At 67.3% G+C, this 16,965-nt stretch carries 16 protein-coding genes; 9 read left to right on the forward strand and 7 right to left on the reverse strand.

Features of this window, described 5'->3' with window-relative positions; all coding sequences use genetic code 11:
- Positions 1-2 precede the first annotated feature (2 nt).
- The gene (locus C8J26_RS11040; RefSeq protein ID WP_107957994.1) at positions 3-362 is read right to left on the reverse strand and encodes a VanZ family protein; all 360 of its coding nucleotides are present in this window, start codon (positions 360-362) and stop codon (positions 3-5) included.
- A complete protein-coding gene (locus tag C8J26_RS11045) occupies positions 359-1,027 on the reverse strand; it encodes an HAD family hydrolase (protein ID WP_056417324.1) in 669 nt (222 codons plus the stop codon). Before C8J26_RS11045 ends, C8J26_RS11040 begins: the two co-directional genes overlap by 4 nt.
- 62 nt (positions 1,028-1,089) lie before the next feature.
- Between C8J26_RS11045 and glmU the strand changes: the two genes are divergently transcribed.
- From glmU to glmS, 3 genes are read left to right on the forward strand one after another with little or no spacing between them, the layout of a single operon-like run.
- A complete protein-coding gene (gene glmU, locus C8J26_RS11050; protein ID WP_107957995.1) occupies positions 1,090-2,481 on the forward strand; it encodes a bifunctional UDP-N-acetylglucosamine diphosphorylase/glucosamine-1-phosphate N-acetyltransferase GlmU in 1,392 nt (463 codons plus the stop codon).
- Entirely contained in the window at positions 2,478-2,912 is a 435-nt protein-coding gene (locus tag C8J26_RS11055) for a hypothetical protein (protein ID WP_107957996.1), read from the forward strand. Before glmU ends, C8J26_RS11055 begins: the two co-directional genes overlap by 4 nt.
- 17 nt (positions 2,913-2,929) lie before the next feature.
- Positions 2,930-4,753: a glutamine--fructose-6-phosphate transaminase (isomerizing) gene (gene glmS, locus C8J26_RS11060; RefSeq protein WP_056416895.1), complete on the forward strand. Its 1,824-nt coding sequence runs from the start codon at positions 2,930-2,932 to the stop codon at positions 4,751-4,753.
- A gap of 181 nt (positions 4,754-4,934) precedes the next feature.
- Here glmS and C8J26_RS11065 read toward each other — a convergent pair whose 3' ends face one another.
- Complete coding sequence (locus tag C8J26_RS11065; protein ID WP_056416898.1) at positions 4,935-5,543, reverse strand: Dps family protein; 609 nt, start codon at positions 5,541-5,543, stop codon at positions 4,935-4,937.
- Positions 5,544-5,730: 187 nt separating this feature from the next.
- Between C8J26_RS11065 and C8J26_RS11070 the strand changes: the two genes are divergently transcribed.
- The 3 genes from C8J26_RS11070 to C8J26_RS11080 all read left to right on the forward strand — a co-directional run bounded on the left by C8J26_RS11070 (position 5,731) and on the right by C8J26_RS11080 (position 10,548).
- Positions 5,731-6,645, forward strand: coding sequence for an ROK family protein (locus C8J26_RS11070; protein WP_107957997.1), 915 nt, complete (start codon positions 5,731-5,733; stop codon positions 6,643-6,645).
- Positions 6,646-6,737: 92 nt separating this feature from the next.
- On the forward strand, positions 6,738-8,639 hold the full coding sequence (locus C8J26_RS11075; protein WP_056416906.1) for a putative bifunctional diguanylate cyclase/phosphodiesterase: 1,902 nt from the start codon (positions 6,738-6,740) through the stop codon (positions 8,637-8,639).
- A gap of 25 nt (positions 8,640-8,664) precedes the next feature.
- A complete protein-coding gene (locus tag C8J26_RS11080; RefSeq protein ID WP_244185257.1) occupies positions 8,665-10,548 on the forward strand; it encodes a CHASE4 domain-containing protein in 1,884 nt (627 codons plus the stop codon).
- Positions 10,549-10,572: 24 nt separating this feature from the next.
- Here the strand turns inward: C8J26_RS11080 and dinB are convergent, their stop codons facing one another.
- Complete coding sequence (dinB, locus tag C8J26_RS11085; RefSeq protein ID WP_107957998.1) at positions 10,573-11,655, reverse strand: DNA polymerase IV; 1,083 nt, start codon at positions 11,653-11,655, stop codon at positions 10,573-10,575.
- A 100-nt stretch (positions 11,656-11,755) separates the two neighbouring features.
- Here dinB and C8J26_RS11090 point away from each other — a divergent pair, with 100 nt between their 5' ends.
- Positions 11,756-13,183, forward strand: coding sequence for a phospholipase D-like domain-containing protein (locus C8J26_RS11090; protein ID WP_107957999.1), 1,428 nt, complete (start codon positions 11,756-11,758; stop codon positions 13,181-13,183).
- Positions 13,184-13,252: 69 nt separating this feature from the next.
- Here the strand turns inward: C8J26_RS11090 and ctrA are convergent, their stop codons facing one another.
- The 3 genes from ctrA to C8J26_RS11105 form a co-directional block, all read right to left on the reverse strand.
- Positions 13,253-13,954 carry a response regulator transcription factor CtrA gene (gene ctrA, locus C8J26_RS11095; RefSeq protein ID WP_056416917.1) on the reverse strand — a complete coding sequence of 234 codons (702 nt, stop codon included), beginning with the start codon at positions 13,952-13,954 and terminating at the stop codon, positions 13,253-13,255.
- Positions 13,955-14,129: 175 nt separating this feature from the next.
- On the reverse strand, positions 14,130-14,309 hold the full coding sequence (locus C8J26_RS11100; protein WP_107958000.1) for a hypothetical protein: 180 nt from the start codon (positions 14,307-14,309) through the stop codon (positions 14,130-14,132).
- Positions 14,310-14,487: 178 nt separating this feature from the next.
- Positions 14,488-15,387, reverse strand: coding sequence for a LysR family transcriptional regulator (locus C8J26_RS11105; RefSeq protein WP_107958002.1), 900 nt, complete (start codon positions 15,385-15,387; stop codon positions 14,488-14,490).
- A 121-nt stretch (positions 15,388-15,508) separates the two neighbouring features.
- Here C8J26_RS11105 and C8J26_RS11110 point away from each other — a divergent pair, with 121 nt between their 5' ends.
- Positions 15,509-16,228, forward strand: a complete 720-nt coding sequence (locus C8J26_RS11110; protein WP_056416928.1) for a pirin family protein — start codon at positions 15,509-15,511, stop codon at positions 16,226-16,228.
- 119 nt (positions 16,229-16,347) lie between these two features.
- Positions 16,348-16,950, forward strand: coding sequence for an NAD(P)H:quinone oxidoreductase (gene wrbA / locus C8J26_RS11115; RefSeq protein WP_056416931.1), 603 nt, complete (start codon positions 16,348-16,350; stop codon positions 16,948-16,950).
- The last annotated feature ends 15 nt before the right edge of the window (positions 16,951-16,965 follow it).

The raw sequence follows: 16,965 nt of genomic DNA on the forward strand, positions 1-16,965 counted from the left end.
GCCTACGGCAGTCGCGCACCACGCTGGCGTCGGACCGCCCAGACGATCAGCAGCACCACGGTGATCGCCAGCGTGTCGGCGATCCAGTCGTGGATGTCGCAGTCGCGGTGCAGCGACGGGATCGATTGCAGCACCTCGATCAGCGCGCCGAGGAACGACAGCCGCTCGCCGATCCGGAACAGCCGCGCGGTCGGATAGGAGAAGGCCGCGAGCAGCGCGATCGTCGCGAAGGCGAGCATATGCTCGAACTTGTCGCCGAACTGATCGATCGGCACATGCGGCGGCTTTGGCAGCAATGCCATCGTGACCGCGAACACGACCGCGGCAACCAGTACAAGGCGCAGGAGCAGCGTGCGGTTCATGCGCCGAGCCTTTCGAGCGTCGGGATCAGCGCGTCGAACCCGTCGATCACCGCGTCCGCGCCGAGGTCTTCGACCGGCTGCATGAGGAAGCCGTAGCTGCAGGCGACCGTCGGCAGTCCCGCGGCTTGCCCCGCCTGGATGTCGAAGATCGAATCGCCGACGAACGCGGCGCGGCCGCCGCCGCATTGCCGGACCATTTCGTGGATCGGCATCGGCGAGGGCTTGGATTCGGACATCGTGTCGCCGCCGAGGATGCAGGCGAACCGATCGATCAGGCCAAGCTCGCCGAGCACCGTCCGCGCGAACCGTTCGATCTTGTTGGTGACGATGCCGAGCGTGACACCCTTTGCCGCCAGCGCATCGAGCGCGTCGACCACGCCGGGATAGGGCCGGGTCAGCACGCAGATATTGGCTTCGTAATACGCGAGCAGCCTGGCGTGGAGCGTATCGAGCATCGCCTCGTCATAGCCGCCGGTCGCGGTCAGGCCCTGCTTGAGCATGTGGCGGGCGCCACCGCCGATCATCGGCTTGACCTGTTCGACGCTGAGCGCAGGACGATCGACCGATGTCAGCGCGTGGTTGACCGCCGCCGCAAGGTCGCCGCTGGTGTCCAGCAAGGTGCCGTCGAGGTCGAAGCCTACGATCTTAAATAAAAATTGCGTCATTGCGCGCGGACCTGCCAGCGACACTATGGAATTGGCAAGGCTTTCGTGGCAGCGATCCTTCCATGACGACGCATTCCAACGACCAGCCGATTCCGATCCACCCCAATGCGGCCTCCGTCGCTGTCGTCATCCTTGCCGCGGGCAAGGGGACGCGGATGAAGTCGGACCTGCACAAGGTGCTTCACCCGATCGCGGGGCGGCCGATGCTGCTGCATCTGGTCGCGAGCGCAGGCGCGTTGCAGCCGGCCAGGACGGTCGTCGTGACGGGTGCGGGGCGCGAGCAGGTCGAGGCTGCGGTCGCGCCGCTCGGCATCGTCACCGCGCTCCAGGCCGAGCAGCTCGGCACCGGCCATGCGGTCGCGCAGGCGCGCGCGGCGCTGGCTGGGTTCGAAGGCGACGTGCTGATCCTCTACGGCGACGTGCCGCTGGTCACCGCCGCGACGATGCAGCGGATGATCGACCGGCTGCACGGCGACGACACGCCGGCCGTCGTCGTGCTCGGCTTCCGCCCCGCCGATCCCGGCGCTTATGGTCGCGTCATCGCCGATGCTGCCGGCCGGATGGACCGGATCGTCGAGTATAAGGACGCGTCGGCGGCGGAACGGGCGGTGACGCTGTGCAATTCCGGGCTGATGGCGGTGCGATCGACCGACCTGTTCGCGTTGCTCGACCGGCTCGGCAACGACAATGCGGCGGGCGAATATTACCTGACCGATATCGTCGGGCTGGCAGGCGCGGATGGCCGCGCGTCCGCGGTCATCGAAACCGGCGCGGACGAGGTGGCCGGCGTCAACAGTCGCGGCGAACTCGCCGGGGTCGAGGGCGCGTGGCAGGCGATACGGCGCGCGCAGGCGATGGCCGACGGCGCGACTCTGATCGCGCCCGATACCGTCTGGTTCGCGCATGACACGGTGATCGGCCGCGACGTCGTGATCGAGCCCAACGTCGTTTTCGGCCCAGGCGCGCGCGTCGATGACGGCGCGACGATCCACGCGTTCAGCCATGTCGAGGGCGCGACCGTCGGCAAGGGGGCGAGCGTGGGCCCGTTCGCACGGCTGCGCCCCGGCGCAGAGCTGGGCGCGGACACCAAGGTCGGCAACTTCGTCGAGGTGAAGAAGGCGATTATCGGCGACGGCGCGAAGGTCAGCCACCTCACCTATATCGGCGATGCCGACATCGGTGCCGGCGCGAACATCGGCGCGGGGACGATCACCTGCAACTACGACGGCTATTTCAAATACCGGACGGTCGTGGGCGCGGGCGCGTTCATCGGATCGAACTCCGCACTCGTCGCGCCGGTGACGATCGGCGCGGGCGCGATCGTCGCGGCGGGATCGGTGGTGACTCGCGACGTCGAGGCCGACGCACTCGCGCTCGTCCGCCCGCCGCAGGTCGCCAAGCCGGGCTGGGCGAAGAGCTTTCGCGATCTGATGCTGGCGAAGAAACGCGGATGAAGCCCGCCGCGCTATTCGCCGTGCTGGCGCTGGCGGGATGCGCCACGGCGCGATCGCAGGGCGATGCGATCCCGCCGATGCTGGCGATCGAGCGGGCCGCAGGGCTCGCCCCCGGCGGCTATCCCGGCACGTTCGTCATGACGGTGCGCGCGTCGGGCCGGCAGGGTTCCAGCCTGTATCTCAATTCGGAAAGCGATTACCGCGACCCGCGCAACCTTTCGCTCGAGGTGCGACCGGTCGCGCAGGCGCAGCTCGAAAGCCGGTTGGGCGCGCCTGCGGAAACCGTGTTGCTGGGACGCACGATCCAGGTGGACGGCGAGGCGCGCCGCGTACGGATCGATTTCACCGTCGGCGGTCGCCCGACCGGCAAATATTATTACCAGACCCATGTCGTCATCGAGCGGGGCGAGCAGCTCCGCTCGGTCGACTGAACGAACGGACAGAAGTTATGTGTGGTATCGTAGGCATTCTCAGCACGACCGACGTCGCCGAGCGGTTGCTCGACGGGCTGAAGCGGCTCGAATATCGCGGCTATGATTCGGCGGGAATCGCCACCGATTTCGACGGCGCGATCGAGCGTCGTCGCGCATCGGGCAAGCTCGTCAACCTGGCGAACGAACTCGCCGCGCACCCGCTGCCGGGCAAGACCGGCATCGCGCACACGCGCTGGGCGACGCATGGCGGGCCGACCACCAACAACGCGCACCCGCATGCGACCGGCGAAGTCGCGGTCGTCCACAACGGCATCATCGAGAACTTCAAGCCGCTGCGCGACGAACTGATCGCGCGCGGCCGGACCTTCACCAGCGAGACCGACACCGAGGTCGTCGCGCATCTCGTCAGCGAGAAGGTCGAGGCGGGAATGGACCCGGTGTCCGCCGTCCGCGAGATCCTGCCGCGGCTGCACGGTGCGTTCGCGCTCGCGATCCTGTTCCGCCAGCATCCCGACCTGTTGATCGGCGCGCGGCTCGGCTCGCCCTTGGTCGTCGGACACGGCGAGGGCGAGATGTATCTCGGCTCGGACGCGCTCGCGCTCGCGCCGCTGACGCAGCGTATCGCCTATCTCGACGAGGGCGACTGGGTCGTGCTGACGCGTGACGGGGCGCAGGTCTATGACCGCGACAACACGCCCGTCGAGCGCGCGATCACGCTGTCGGGGATCACCGGCGAGGTGATCTCGAAGGGCAACCACAAGCATTACATGCTGAAGGAGATCTACGAGCAGCCGATCGTCGTCGCGCAGACGCTGCGCTCGTACCTGAAGCGGATGGAGGGCGAGGTTTCGCTCCCGATCCCGGAGTTCGACCTGTCGACGATCAAGCGCGTCACGATCGTCGCGTGCGGGACGAGCTTCTACGCCGGCATGGTCGCCAAATACTGGTTCGAGCAGTTCGCGCGCGTGCCCGTCGACCTCGATGTCGCGTCCGAGTTCCGCTACCGCGCGCCGGTGATGGAGGAGGGCGGTCTCGCGCTGTTCATCTCGCAATCGGGCGAGACCGCGGACACGCTCGCGGCGCTGCGCCATGCCAAGGCCGAGGGGCAGAAGATCGCGGTCGTCGTCAACGTGCCGACCAGCTCGATGGCGCGCGAGGCGGACCTGCTGTTGCCGACGCATGCCGGCCCCGAAATCGGCGTGGCGTCGACCAAGGCGTTCACCTGCCAGCTCGCGGTGCTGGCCGCCCTCGCCGCCAATCTGGCGCGCGCGAAGGGTCTGTTGTCGAAGGATCAGGAGCGCGAGATCGTCCGGCATCTCGCCGAGGCGCCCGCCGCGCTGAACGGTGCGCTGGCGTATGACGAGGCGATCGAGGCGATGGCGCACAACATCGCCGGCGCGCGCGACGTGCTGTATCTGGGGCGTGGGACGGATTACCCGCTCGCGCTCGAGGGCGCGCTGAAGCTGAAGGAAATCAGCTACATCCACGCCGAGGGCTATGCCGCGGGCGAGATGAAGCACGGGCCGATCGCACTGATCGACGAGCATGTGCCGGTCATCGTCATCGCGCCGTCGGGGCCGCTGTTCGACAAGACGGTCAGCAACATGCAGGAAGTGATGGCGCGCGGCGGCAAGGTCGTGCTGATCTCGGACTATGACGGGATCCAGGCGGCGGGCGAGGGCTGCATGGCGACGATCACGATGCCCAAGGTGCATCCGCTGATCGCGCCTCTGGTCTATGCGGTGCCGGTGCAGTTGCTGGCGTATCATGTCGCGGTGCTCAAGGGCACGGACGTGGATCAGCCGCGTAATCTGGCGAAGAGCGTTACCGTCGAATAACGGCTTCCGTCATCCTGACGAAAGTCAGGATCCAGAGCCGCAGAGCGCTGCGCCTGGTACTCTGGGTCCTGACTTTCGTCAGGATGACGTGGGGAGGGCGGAACGCGTCGCGGTGCGTGAGCCGAGTGCGGTATTCCCCGCATCCCCTCAATCGAGGGAATGCGGGGGGAGGGGGGCGGCCTTACTTGTCGTCGCGGACCAGTTCGGTGGCGGCGAGGTGCTCGGCCAGGAACCAGACCTGCGGCTCGTGCGTGCGGATGATATTGCTCACCAGCAGGTCATTCGTGCCGTCATCGCCCGACTCGTCGGCGGCTTCGGCACCTTCATGAGCCTGGCGCAGGATGATCTCATGCGCTTCGAGCAGCCGAGCGAGCTGCGTCGGTACGTCCTCGCGGCCCTTGGGCGGACGCGGGATCGTCGTCATTTCGGCAACGTCGTGCGACATCGCGATCGAGATGCCGCCTAGGGCCATGATGCGTTCTGCGACAAGATCCACGAGGGCGGCCTGCTCCTCGTAATGCTTGTCGAGCAGCAAATGGAGCTGGTAGAAGGTCGCACCCGACATCTGCCAGTGATGCTTCTTGTACATGTCGCGCAGCGTCATCGTGTCCGCGAGGACCTGGTTCAGCGTCGCCACGCTTTGCGCGCGGGCATTGTCCTCGAGCGCGATCGGCAGGCGCTTGAGCGTGCCGTAAGGCTGGATCTCGCGATACTCGACCTTGTACTGCGGCTGTGCCTCGGCCGAGACGGCGCCGGCGAGATCGGTGGGCTTGGTGGGCTTCTTCGCCATCGCAAATTCCTGTCTGTTTGGATGAACTCGACAGGCATAACGCACGATCGGGCAAATCGAGGCAGACGAAATCGTCGTTCACTGTGAGTGCCAGCGCCGCCCAGCCGCGCGGGGACCCGGCGCGTCCCTCTTGACGGGAGCGCGCGGGCAAAGGAAGCGGGCGGGCGCAAAATGTTGGGAGTTTGGGATGACGGAAGCACCTCTGGTCGCAGGGATCGAACTCGGCGGGACAAAATGCATCTGCATTCTTGCGCGCGGGCCCGATCAGATCGAGGAAACCGTGCGTATCCCGACCACCCGCCCCGACGAGACGCTCGCCGCGATCGAGGCGGTGCTCGATCGGTGGAGCGGGTTCGTCGCGATCGGCATCGCAAGCTTCGGTCCGGTTTCGATCGATCGCCACGCAGCCGATTATGGCCACATCACCTCGACCCCCAAGCCGGGCTGGGCGGGCACCGATATCGCGGGACGGTTGCAGCGGCGCTACGGCGTGCCGACCGGCTTCCATAGCGACGTCGTCGGCGCAGCGCTCGCCGAGGCGTTTTGGGGAGCGGCAAAGGGCCTGCCCGACATCGCCTATGTCACCGTCGGCACCGGCGTCGGCGCGGGGATGATCGCGAACAACCGCCCGGTCGACGGGCTGACGCATTCCGAACTGGGCCATATCCGCCCTGCGCGGTTCCATGGCGACGACTGGATCGGCAACTGCCCGTTCCACGGCGCGTGCATCGAAGGGCTGGTCGCCGGCCCGGCGATCGCCGCGCGGATCGGCCATCCCGCGGACGAAGCGCCCGCCGACCATCCGGTGTGGGACGGCGTCGCGGATGCGCTGGGCCAGCTGTGCCATACGCTGGTGCTGACGGGCATCCCGCGGCGGATCGTGATGGGCGGCGGCGTGATGGGCGCGTCGCATTTGTTTCCGCGCGTGCGGGCAGCGATGACGCGCAGCCTGGGCGGCTATATCACGCTGCCCGAGGTGGCGCTGACCGACACGTTCATCGTGCCGCCGGCGCTTGGCAACAATGCCGGGCCGCTGGGGGCGATAGTGCTGGGCGGACAGGCACTTGGCCAGCAACTCGAAACATCGTTTACGCCGTCTTAACCGCATCTCACTAACACATGATTGTGAGAACTGACGGCACGTAAGCCATCGCTGGACGGCGACGGTCGTGCCCCCCGGGGAGCGGTGTTCGAATGCGTATTCTGATCGTGGACGACGAGCCGCCGATGCACGACAGCTACCGGCGCAGCTTCGCCGGGCCGCGATCGAGCGACGGATCCGCGCTGGACGCGATGGCGGCGGAGCTGTTCGGCGACGATCTGGACAATAGCGTCGCCGACGCGCCCGCATTCGCGCTGACCTATTGCGAGCAGGGGCTCGAGGCGATCGCCGCGGTCGAGCAGGCGCTGGCCGATGCGGATCCGTTCGCGGTCGCGTTCATCGACGTGCGGATGCCGCCGGGGATCGACGGGCGCGAAACCGCCAAGCGGATCCGCGCGCTCGATCCCGACGTCAACATCGTGATCGTCACCGGCTTCTCCGATTTCTCGCCGGTCGAGATCAGCAAGGTCGCAGGCCCCGCCGACAAGATCTTCTACATCGCCAAGCCGTTCGAGGTCGCCGAGATCCTGCAGACCGCGACCGCGCTCGCGCAGCGCTGGCGCAACGACTGCGACCTGGCGACCGCACGCAACCTGCTTGCGGCGCAGGTGGTGCAGCTCGAGGAGCAGGCGGCCGAGCTGGCCGCGAACGAGAGCCGCGCGCTGCACATGGCGACGCATGATTCGCTGACCGACGCGCCCAACCGGCTCGCCTTTCTGCGCGCGCTGGCGGCGCGGACTCGCGATGACGGGCTGTTTGCGACGGTGATGATCGATCTCGACCGGTTCAAGCTGGTCAACGACACGCTCGGGCATCTCGCCGGCGACGCGCTGATCCGCGAGATTTGTGTGATCCTCAACCGGTCGACCCCCGATGGCGCGCTCGTCGCAAGGCTTGGCGGCGACGAGTTCGGGGTGCTGTTCGAAACCGCGGGCGAGGCGGCGGCGGTGATGGCGTGCGAGCTGATCGTAGCGGCCTGCTCGGTCAGCCTGCAGGTGTTCGGCAGTTCGGTGCAGGGCGGCGCTTCGGCCGGGCTGGTCGTGACGCCCGGCGGACAGGGCCGCGACCCGGTCGACGTGATGCGCCGGTCCGACCTTGCGCTGAACGATGCCAAGCGCGGCGGGCGGGGCATCGTGCGCGTGTTCGACGAGAGCATGGACGAGGGCATCCGCTTTCGCCGCCGGGTCGAATCGGGCCTGAGCCAGGCGATCGCCAAGGGCGAGCTGAGCCTCGCCTATCAGCCGATCGTGTCGCGCGATGCGATCGACGTGGTCGGGTTCGAGGCGCTGGTGCGCTGGAACACGCAGGAATACGGACTGATGAGCCCGGCGACCTTCATTCCGATCGCCGAGGAATCGAACCTGATCCACGAGCTTGGCGACTGGGTGCTGGGGCAGGCGCTCGACGTGTTGCAGCAATGGCCGGGGCAATATGTCTCGGTGAACTTTTCCCCGCGCCAGTTCCGCCGGCACAATTTCGTCGGCCACATCATGGAAAGTGTCCAGCGGGCAGGGATCGCGCCGGCGCGATTGCAGATCGAGATCACCGAGACCGCGATCTTCGACGATGCCGAACGCGCTGCCGAGACGCTGTATAAACTGCGCCAGATGGGCTTCCGGATCGCGCTCGACGATTTCGGCACCGGCTATTCGAGCCTGTACAATATCCGCAAGTTCGCGCTCGACTGCCTCAAGATCGACAAGTCGTTCATCGACGGCATGGGGCGTGAGCGCGAGAGCGCGGCGATCGTCCATTCGATCATCCACCTCGGCCGGGCGCTCGGCCTGGGCGTGATCGCGGAAGGCGTCGAGACCGAGGCGCAGGTCCAGGCGCTGCGCCTTGCCGGGGCAAGCCATATGCAGGGCTATTTCTTCTCGCGTCCGGTAAACGCCGAACGCGCGCTGGAGATGGCGCGCAAGGGCACGGTCAGCGGCAGCGACGACGTCTCGACCGACGATCACCGGATCCGCCAGACGTTCGGTATGCGCAGCTGATGCCGCGGGCAGGGATGCACGGCTGATGCCGTCGGCCGGGATGGGTCGGCTGCCGCCCATCCTCGGGCGGCAGTTCGGACGGATGCGGACACGGTCGTCGCTCGGCGCCAAGCTGGTGGCGATCATGACTGCGGTCGGGCTGGTCGCGACGATCGCGATCACGCTGCTGCTCGCGGGGATCATCACGCCGAGCTTCACCAAGCTGGAGGGCAAGGCGATCGCCGGGCATGTCGGGCGCGCGCGCACCGCGCTGTCCGACTATGCCGCCGGCGTCGAGAGCGCGGTGCGCGACTATGGCGACTGGAACGCCAGCTACGCCTATATGGCCGACCCTCGCGCCGGGTCGGAACGTGCGTCACCGTTGCCGCGTACGATGACCGATCTCGGGATCAACGGCATGGCCTATGTCAGTCCTGCGAGCCGGGTCGTGATCGCCCGCTGGCACGATCCGGTCCGCGGCGCGCAGGGCGGCGTCGAGCGCGCGCGGCTGACCGCGATGATCGCGCGGACCGATCTTGCCGCGGTGCTCGGGCGGCGGAGCTCGGGGCGGTTCTACGCGCGTATCGGCGATAGGGTCGCGGCGATCGGGGTGGCGGGAGTCCGGCGGTCAGACGGCAGCGGCATCCCGCGCGGCTATGTCCTGATGGCGCGGGTGATCACGCCGCAGCAGCTGGCGACGCTGCTCCCCGCCGGCGCGCGGATCGATACCGCCGCGCAGGGCGACGCCGTCGCGGTCACCGCGGGGGCGTCCAAGCTGACTCTCGTCGTGCCGCTGATCGGCGCCGACGGCCATGCGGTCGCCGGCGCGCGGTTCACGATTCCACGCGACGTTTCGCTGCTGGGGCGCCGCGTATTGCTGCTCGCGGTGGCAGGATCGACGGTGCTCTTGCTGCTGGTCCTCGTGATGCTCAGGCGGATGATCGAGCGGCTCGTGCTGCGCCCGCTCCACAGGGTCGAAAGCCATATGCAGCGGGTGCGCGTGTCGGGGTCGCTGGCGTTGCTGGAGGAGGACGAGCGGCGCGACGAGATCGGCTCGCTCGGGCGGAGCTTCAACGCTATGCTGCGCCAGTTGAAGGATCTACGCGAGCAGATCGAGGCACAGTCGTTCGACCTGGGGCGGAGCGAGAGCGCGGTCGCGGTCATGCACAACGTCCGCAACGCGCTGAACCCGATCAGCACGATCCTGAGCCAGGGCATCGCGCAGTCCGCCGCGATCGACCGGGCGACGATCGATCGCGCGATCGCCGAACTGGCGCAGGGCGACGTGCCCGAGGCGCGCCGGCGCAAGCTCGCCGCGTTCGTCGCCGCCGCGGTCGAGGCCGAGAGCGCCGATCGCGATGCCATGCGCCGCGAGATGGTCGTCGGTCGCGAGGCGATGGCGGACGTCCTGGAGATCATCGGCCAGCAACAGCGCGCCGCGCACGAACGCCCCGCGCTGGAGGTGTGCGACGTCAGCGACATCATCGCGCGCAACGCGACGATCGCGCGCTATGCGCTGGGCACCTCGATCGCGTTCAGCTTTCCCGCGGGGCCGAGCCCGGTGATGGCAAGCCGGGTGATCCTGAGCCAGGTGATCGGCAATCTGTTCGGCAATGCGGTCGAATCGATCGTCGCGCGCGGCACGGGCAGCGGATCGATCGTGGCGACGGTCAGCCAGTCGCAGGGCCGGGTCACCGTTGCGATCCGTGACGATGGCGAGGGCTTTTCTGCCGAGGCCGGGGCGCTGCTGTTCCAGCGCGGGTTTTCGACCCGGGCGCACAAGTCGGGTGGGCTGGGGCTGCATTGGTGCGCCAATTCGATGGCTGCGATGCTCGGCGCGCTGCGGCTGGAAAGTGATGGCCCGGGGCTTGGCGCGGTCGCGACGCTGACGCTGGATGCGGCGGATACGGCGGTCTCGAAGGCGGCGTAGCGCTACCGGTTCGGACGGCGTCCGTCACAACAGGCTCGGCTGCACCTCGTCCTCGTCGCCCATGATTCCCGACAGCGTCAGGCCGAGCAGGCGTACGCCGTCCGGCACGGGCAATTGTGCCATCAGCAGGTCGAGCCCCGCCGCCAGGAACGCCGTCTTGTCGGTGACCGCCGCCTGCGACGAGCGGGCCCGCGTGATCGTGCGGAAATCGGCGTGGCGCAGCTTGAGCGTGACCGTGCGGCCGCGCGTGCCGTGTCGTTCGATTCGCACCCAGGCCGCATCCGCCACGCGGTGCAGCGCGGCGCGAAGATCCTCGGCGGTGCTGAGATTGGTCTCGAACGTGCGTTCCGCGCCGACCGACTTGGCCGCGCGGTTGACGCGCACCGGGCGGTCGTCGATCCCGCGCGCGGCGCGGTAGAGATACTCGGCATAGCTGCCGAAATGTGCCTGGAGGAAGGCGAGGCTCCGGCCGAACAGGTCCGCGCCGGTGAGGATGCCGAGCCGCTCCATCTTCTGCGCGGTCACCGGGCCCACGCCGTGGAAGCGCTTGACGGGCAGCGACTGGACGAACGCCGCGCCGCGCTTCGGCGTGATGATGCAGATCCCGTCGGGCTTGTTCTGGTCCGAGGCGAGCTTGGCGATGAACTTGTTGTAGCTGACGCCCGCCGACGCGGTGAGGCCGGTGTCCGCCTTGATGCGCGCGCGGATCTCCTCGGCGATCGCAGCGGCGGTGCCCAGCCCACGAATATCCTCGGTGACGTCGAGATAGGCTTCGTCGAGCGACAGCGGCTCGATCAGGTCGGTATAGTCGGCGAAGATCGCGCGGATCCGGTCGGACACCTCGCGGTAGACGTCGAAGCGCGGGGGGACGAACACGAGGTCGGGGCAGCGGCGGATCGCGGTGACCGACGGCATCGCGCTGCGCACCCCGAACGCGCGCGCCTCGTAGCTAGCGGCTGCGACGACGCCGCGCGCGCGCGACCCGCCGACCGCCACGGGCCTGCCCCTGAGCGAAGGATCGTCGCGCTGCTCGACCGAGGCATAGAAGGCATCCATGTCGACATGGATCACCTTGCGCTGGGCGGGAGGCTGGGTAGGAGGAACCATCAGCGCCCTAGATAGGCGTGCGGGCGGCGACGATACAGGGTGCATCCGCAACCAATCGCGCGGCTGTGGGTACTGCCGACGGGTAAATAAAGGGACGCGAATGCAGGTCGGTAAGGAATGCTGGCGGGTCGAGCGCGCCGAACAGATGGCGGTGATCGTCGATGCGGAGAAGTATTTCCGTACCGCGCGAGTCGCGATGATGGGCGCCAAACGCCGCATCCTGCTGATCGGATGGGATTTCGACGCGCGCATCGAACTCGAGCCCGGCGTCGACCGCCCCGGCGAACCCAAGAAGCTCGGCGACTTCATGCTGTGGCTGGTCGAGCGCGAACCCGATCTGGAGGTGTTCGTGCTGCGCTGGGATACCGGCGCGATCAAGTCGCTGTTCCGCGGCTCGACGATCTTCACGATGATGAAATGGATGAAGCACAAGCGCATCCACACCAAGCTCGACGGGCATCATCCGACCGCGGCGTCGCATCACCAGAAGATCGTCATCATCGACGATGCGCTGGCGTTCTGCGGCGGAATCGACATGACCGGCGACCGCTGGGACACGCGCGATCACCGCGACGACGATCCGCACCGTATCCAGCCGTCGGGCAAGCCGTACAAGCCGTGGCACGACGCGATCAGCGCGGTACAGGGTCCCGTCGCGCATGCGCTGGGCGAGCTGTTCCGGCGGCGCTGGCATCTGGCGGGCGGCAAGAAGATGGCGGCCGGACAGCCGGGCGGGACGTTCTGGCCTGAAGGGTTGGAGGTCGATTTCCATGATGTCGACGTCGCGATCGCGCGCAGCGAACCCGAAATGTCCGACCAGGAGCCCGTGTACGAGAGCGAGGCGCTGTTCCTCGGGCAGATCGCGCGGGCGAAGAAGCATCTGTACATCGAGAGCCAGTATTTCGCGTCGCGCAAGATCGCCGAGGCGGTCGCCAAGCGGCTCGACGAGGCGGACGGTCCCGAGATCGTCATCATCAACCCGACGACCGCGCAAGGCTGGCTCGAGCCGATCGCGATGGATACCGCGCGCGCGCGGCTGATGGAGGCGCTGCACCGGCGCGACACGCACAACCGGTTGCGCATGTATCATCCGTTCACGAAGGGCGGCGAGGCGATCTATTGCCATGCCAAGATCCTGATCGCCGATGACGACGTGTTCCGGCTGGGCTCGTCGAACATGAACAACCGCTCGTTGCGGCTCGATACCGAATGTGACCTCGCGATCCGATCGACCGACGATGCCACGTCGGCGGCGATCACCGCGATCCGCGACGGGCTGATCGCCGAGCATCTAGGCGTCGAGCAGCAGGTGGTGAGCGACCTGATCGCCGACACGGGCTCGCTGATCAAGACGATCGAGCGGCTGCGTGGCGAGGGCAAGACGGTGCAACCCTATGAGGTGCCCGACCTGACGTCGGTCGAGGAGTGGCTGGCCGACAACGAGGTGCTCGATCCCGAGGGGCCCGAGGAGATGTTCGAGTCGCTCGACAAGCGCGGGCTGTTCCGGCGGCTGCGGCGGAAGAAGTAGGTCGCGAACGCAAAAGGCCGCGGCACCCCCCGGTACCGCGGCCTTTAGCGCTCCCAAAAGACTGGGGAGTTACGCGACCTGGGCTTCGAGTGCCTCGTCGGGCTCGCGCAGCACATAGCCGCGACCCCAGACGGTCTCGATGTAATTCTCGCCATCGCACGCCAGGCTGAGCTTCTTGCGGAGCTTGCAGATGAACACGTCGATGATCTTCAGTTCGGGCTCGTCCATCCCGCCATAGAGGTGGTTGAGGAACATTTCCTTGGTGAGCGTCGTGCCCTTGCGGAGCGACAGCAGCTCGAGCATCGCATATTCCTTGCCGGTCAGGTGGACGCGGCTGCCATCGACCTCGACCGTCTTGGCGTCGAGATTGACCGCGAGCTTGCCCGTGCGGATGACCGACTGGCTGTGGCCCTTCGAGCGGCGGACGACGGCGTGGATGCGCGCGACGAGTTCCTCGCGGTGGAACGGCTTGGTGACATAGTCGTCGGCGCCAAAGCCGAAGCTGCGCACCTTCGAATCCATTTCGTTGACCCCCGACAGGATCAGCACCGGCGTCGATACGCGCGCGACCCGGAGGCGCTTGAGCACGTCATAGCCGTGCATGTCGGGCAGGTTCAGATCGAGCAGGATGATGTCGTAATCATACAGCTTGCCCAGATCGAGGCCTTCTTCTCCGAGATCGGTGATGTAGACGTTGAACCCCTCGGTCGTCAGCATCAAGTCGATAGCCTTCGCCGTGGTCGGCTCGTCCTCGATCAGCAGCACCCGCATGCGTCGTCCCCTTGTCGCGAGACCGCTCGACACCCCATGTCTGCAGCTCGACTTCGATTCATTAACCACACAACTTCTGAAGGCAAAAGGTTAATTTCGAACTAAGGCTCGCCGACGAAGACCGACCCGGTCGACCGCAGACCATGACCGGGCGTCGGGAAAGACTGCGGCGAGGTCAATGGCTTCGCGCAGGTTGCTGGCTGAGCTTGCGGCGAATCCTCTCGCTGCGGGTCGCGTAGACCGAAGCCCGGTCGAGATGCGCGCGGCGCTGATCCAGCGTTTCGGCGGCGGCGGCGGCGTTAAGCTCGGCATCGGCCAGCCGATCGCAGTCGGCGGCGGTAACGGTAGGGGGCAAGATGATCTCGATCGTTGGCAGTTGCGTGCAGGACGTCGTGCGACGACGCCGGGTTGAAGCGGCAACAGGAACGGTGCCTCCTGTCCCAGGGATGCGCGTGCGACGCCGAGCCGAGTCGCTGGCGCGTCAGGATGAGTCGGGGCCGGTACGAAACATGCGCCGCCGAGCGCCACGCGGGTCAGGCCGGAAGCGGGTCGCGGAGGCGTCGCGTGAGGAACTCGATCAGCGCCTCGACTCGCGCGGGGCGAAGCGGGCTTGGCGGCGTGAGCAGGTGCAGACCGATCGGCGCGGGCGCCCAGTCGCACAGGATCGTCGTGAGCGCACCGCTCGCAAGACACGTCTCGATGATGAAATCGGGCAGCCGGGCGATACCGAGCCCGGCGACCAGCGCGGGCATGATCGCCTCGCCGCTATTGGCGGTCAGCGGGCCGTGCACGCGCACCGAAACCTCCGCGCCGCCCGGCCCGTGGAAGCGCCAGGGGCCGACGACGTTGGAATAGCCGAACAGCTTGTGCTCGCCGAGCTGCGCGGGATGCGTCGGCGTGCCATTGGCCTCGAGATAGCGCGGGGCGGCGACAATATGCGTGCGGATCGTGCAAAGCCGGCGTGCGCGCAGCGAGCTGTCCGGCAGCTCGGCGATGCGCAGCGCGATGTCGAACCCCTCGGCGACGATATCGACGCGTGCATCGGACAGATGCAGGTCGACCTCGATCCCGGGATGCGCGGCGAGGAATTCGGCGAGTAGCGGCGCGACGTTCTTGACCCCGAAGCTCATGGGGGCGGCCAGCCGGACCCGGCCGGTGGGCGCGCTGGCAGCGTCGTTGGCGGATTCCTCGGCGAGTCGCGCTTCGGTGAGGATGCGCGCGGCGTGCTCGGCGAGCGGCTTGCCCGCCTCGGTCAGCGCGAGGCGGCGCGAGGTGCGGTGGAACAGCGACTGGCCGAGATGCGCCTCGAGCCGCGTGATCGCTTTCGACACGGTCGCCTTGCTGAGCCCGATCGCGTCCGCGGCCGCGCTGAACGACTTGTGCTCGACCACGCTGGCAAAGATCGCCCAGGCTTCGAGGTCGGGCAGGCGCATGATGAACTCCGCGATGATTTGGGACGATCGCAACGCTAGCACCGAAACGATCGGTTTCCAGCGTTTCTATTTACGTTCCTATCGGTGCGCCTATCTTGGGATCAACCAGTGGAGACCTCTCATGACGACCACGACGATGACCAAGATCGACCGCCGCCCCTTCGCCAGCCTCGGCCATGCCGATCACGGCTGGCTGAACGCGCGGCATCATTTCTCGTTCGCCAGCTACTATGACCCCGCACGGATGGGCTGGGGCGCGATCCGCGTGTGGAACGACGACCAGATCGCCGCGAACTCGGGCTTCCCGCCGCATCCGCACCAGGACATGGAGATCATCACCTATGTCCGCAGCGGCGCGATCACGCACCAGGATTCGCTCGGCAACAAGGGCCGTACCGAAGCGGGCGATGTCCAGGTGATGAGCGCGGGCACCGGTGTGCGCCATGCGGAATATAATCTGGAGCCCGAGACGACGACGATCTTCCAGATCTGGATCGAGCCGTCGCGCAAGGGCGGTTCGCCGAGCTGGGGCGCCAAGCCGTTTCCAAAGGGCGAGCGTTCGGGCCAGTTCGTGACGCTGGCCAGCGGGTTCGACGGGGATGTCGACGCCTTGCCGATCCGCGCGAATGCCCGCGTGCTGGCGGCGACGCTGAAGGCCGGCGACAGCGTCGACTATGCGATCGACGATGGTCGTCACGTGTATCTGGTGCCCGCGACCGGTGCGATCACGATCGGCGACGAAGCCTTTGGTGCGCGCGACGGAGCGGCGCTGCTGGGCGGCCAGACGGTGACGATCACGGCTCAAGAGGACGCCGAGATCGTTCTGGTAGACTCGGAATAATACTCCCCTCCCGTTTGCGGGAGGGGTCGGGGGAGGGGCTTCCTTCTCGCGCCTCGCCCGGAACTGCCCGCCCCTAACCCCTCCCGCAAGCGGGAGGGGAATCAAATTGGAGACTGACAATGACCAAGGTTCTCGTGCTCTATTACTCGTCCTACGGCCATATCGAGCAGATGGCGGATGCCGTTGCCGAGGGCGCGCGCGCCGGCGGCGCCGAGGTCGACATCCGCCGTGTCGCCGAGACCGCGCCGCAGTCGGTGGTCGAGGCCGCGCATTTCAAGACCGACACCAAGCATGCCGAGATCGAGGGCCCCGACGCGCTCGTGAACTATGACGCGATCATTGTCGGCGCGCCGACCCGCTTCGGCCGGATGCCCGCGCAGATGGCGCAGTTCTGGGATACGACGGGTGCGCAGTGGTTCTCGGGCGCGCTGGTCGGCAAGGTCGGTGGTGCGTTCACCGCGACCGCGAGCCAGCATGGCGGCCAGGAAACGACTTTGTTCTCGATCATCACCAACCTGCTGCATCACGGCATGACGATCGTCGGCCTCGACTACGGCTTCCAGGCGCAGATGGGTGTCGATGCGGTCAAGGGTGGCACGCCCTATGGCGCGTCGACGATCGCCGATGGCGATGGCAGCCGCCAGCCGAGCAAGGACGAGCTCGACGGTGCGCGCTATCAGGGCAAGCGGATCGCCGAGACTGCGGCCAAGCTGGCTGCCTGAGGGCACGTGCGACGC

Source organism: Sphingomonas aurantiaca (genome assembly GCF_003050705.1).
Taxonomy (GTDB): domain Bacteria; phylum Pseudomonadota; class Alphaproteobacteria; order Sphingomonadales; family Sphingomonadaceae; genus Sphingomonas; species Sphingomonas aurantiaca.

What these genes read in the sequence shown, in the direction of transcription:
- C8J26_RS11040 (WP_107957994.1), bottom strand. Translation starts at nt 362, where the DNA reads ATGAACCGCACGCTGCTCCTGCGCCTTGTACTGGTTGCCGCGGTCGTG.
- C8J26_RS11045 (WP_056417324.1), bottom strand. Translation starts at nt 1,027, where the DNA reads ATGACGCAATTTTTATTTAAGATCGTAGGCTTCGACCTCGACGGCACC.
- glmU (WP_107957995.1), top strand. Translation starts at nt 1,090, where the DNA reads ATGACGACGCATTCCAACGACCAGCCGATTCCGATCCACCCCAATGCG.
- C8J26_RS11055 (WP_107957996.1), top strand. Translation starts at nt 2,478, where the DNA reads ATGAAGCCCGCCGCGCTATTCGCCGTGCTGGCGCTGGCGGGATGCGCC.
- glmS (WP_056416895.1), top strand. Translation starts at nt 2,930, where the DNA reads ATGTGTGGTATCGTAGGCATTCTCAGCACGACCGACGTCGCCGAGCGG.
- C8J26_RS11065 (WP_056416898.1), bottom strand. Translation starts at nt 5,543, where the DNA reads ATGGCGAAGAAGCCCACCAAGCCCACCGATCTCGCCGGCGCCGTCTCG.
- C8J26_RS11070 (WP_107957997.1), top strand. Translation starts at nt 5,731, where the DNA reads ATGACGGAAGCACCTCTGGTCGCAGGGATCGAACTCGGCGGGACAAAA.
- C8J26_RS11075 (WP_056416906.1), top strand. Translation starts at nt 6,738, where the DNA reads ATGCGTATTCTGATCGTGGACGACGAGCCGCCGATGCACGACAGCTAC.
- C8J26_RS11080 (WP_244185257.1), top strand. Translation starts at nt 8,665, where the DNA reads ATGCCGTCGGCCGGGATGGGTCGGCTGCCGCCCATCCTCGGGCGGCAG.
- dinB (WP_107957998.1), bottom strand. Translation starts at nt 11,655, where the DNA reads ATGGTTCCTCCTACCCAGCCTCCCGCCCAGCGCAAGGTGATCCATGTC.
- C8J26_RS11090 (WP_107957999.1), top strand. Translation starts at nt 11,756, where the DNA reads ATGCAGGTCGGTAAGGAATGCTGGCGGGTCGAGCGCGCCGAACAGATG.
- ctrA (WP_056416917.1), bottom strand. Translation starts at nt 13,954, where the DNA reads ATGCGGGTGCTGCTGATCGAGGACGAGCCGACCACGGCGAAGGCTATC.
- C8J26_RS11105 (WP_107958002.1), bottom strand. Translation starts at nt 15,387, where the DNA reads ATGCGCCTGCCCGACCTCGAAGCCTGGGCGATCTTTGCCAGCGTGGTC.
- C8J26_RS11110 (WP_056416928.1), top strand. Translation starts at nt 15,509, where the DNA reads ATGACGACCACGACGATGACCAAGATCGACCGCCGCCCCTTCGCCAGC.
- wrbA (WP_056416931.1), top strand. Translation starts at nt 16,348, where the DNA reads ATGACCAAGGTTCTCGTGCTCTATTACTCGTCCTACGGCCATATCGAG.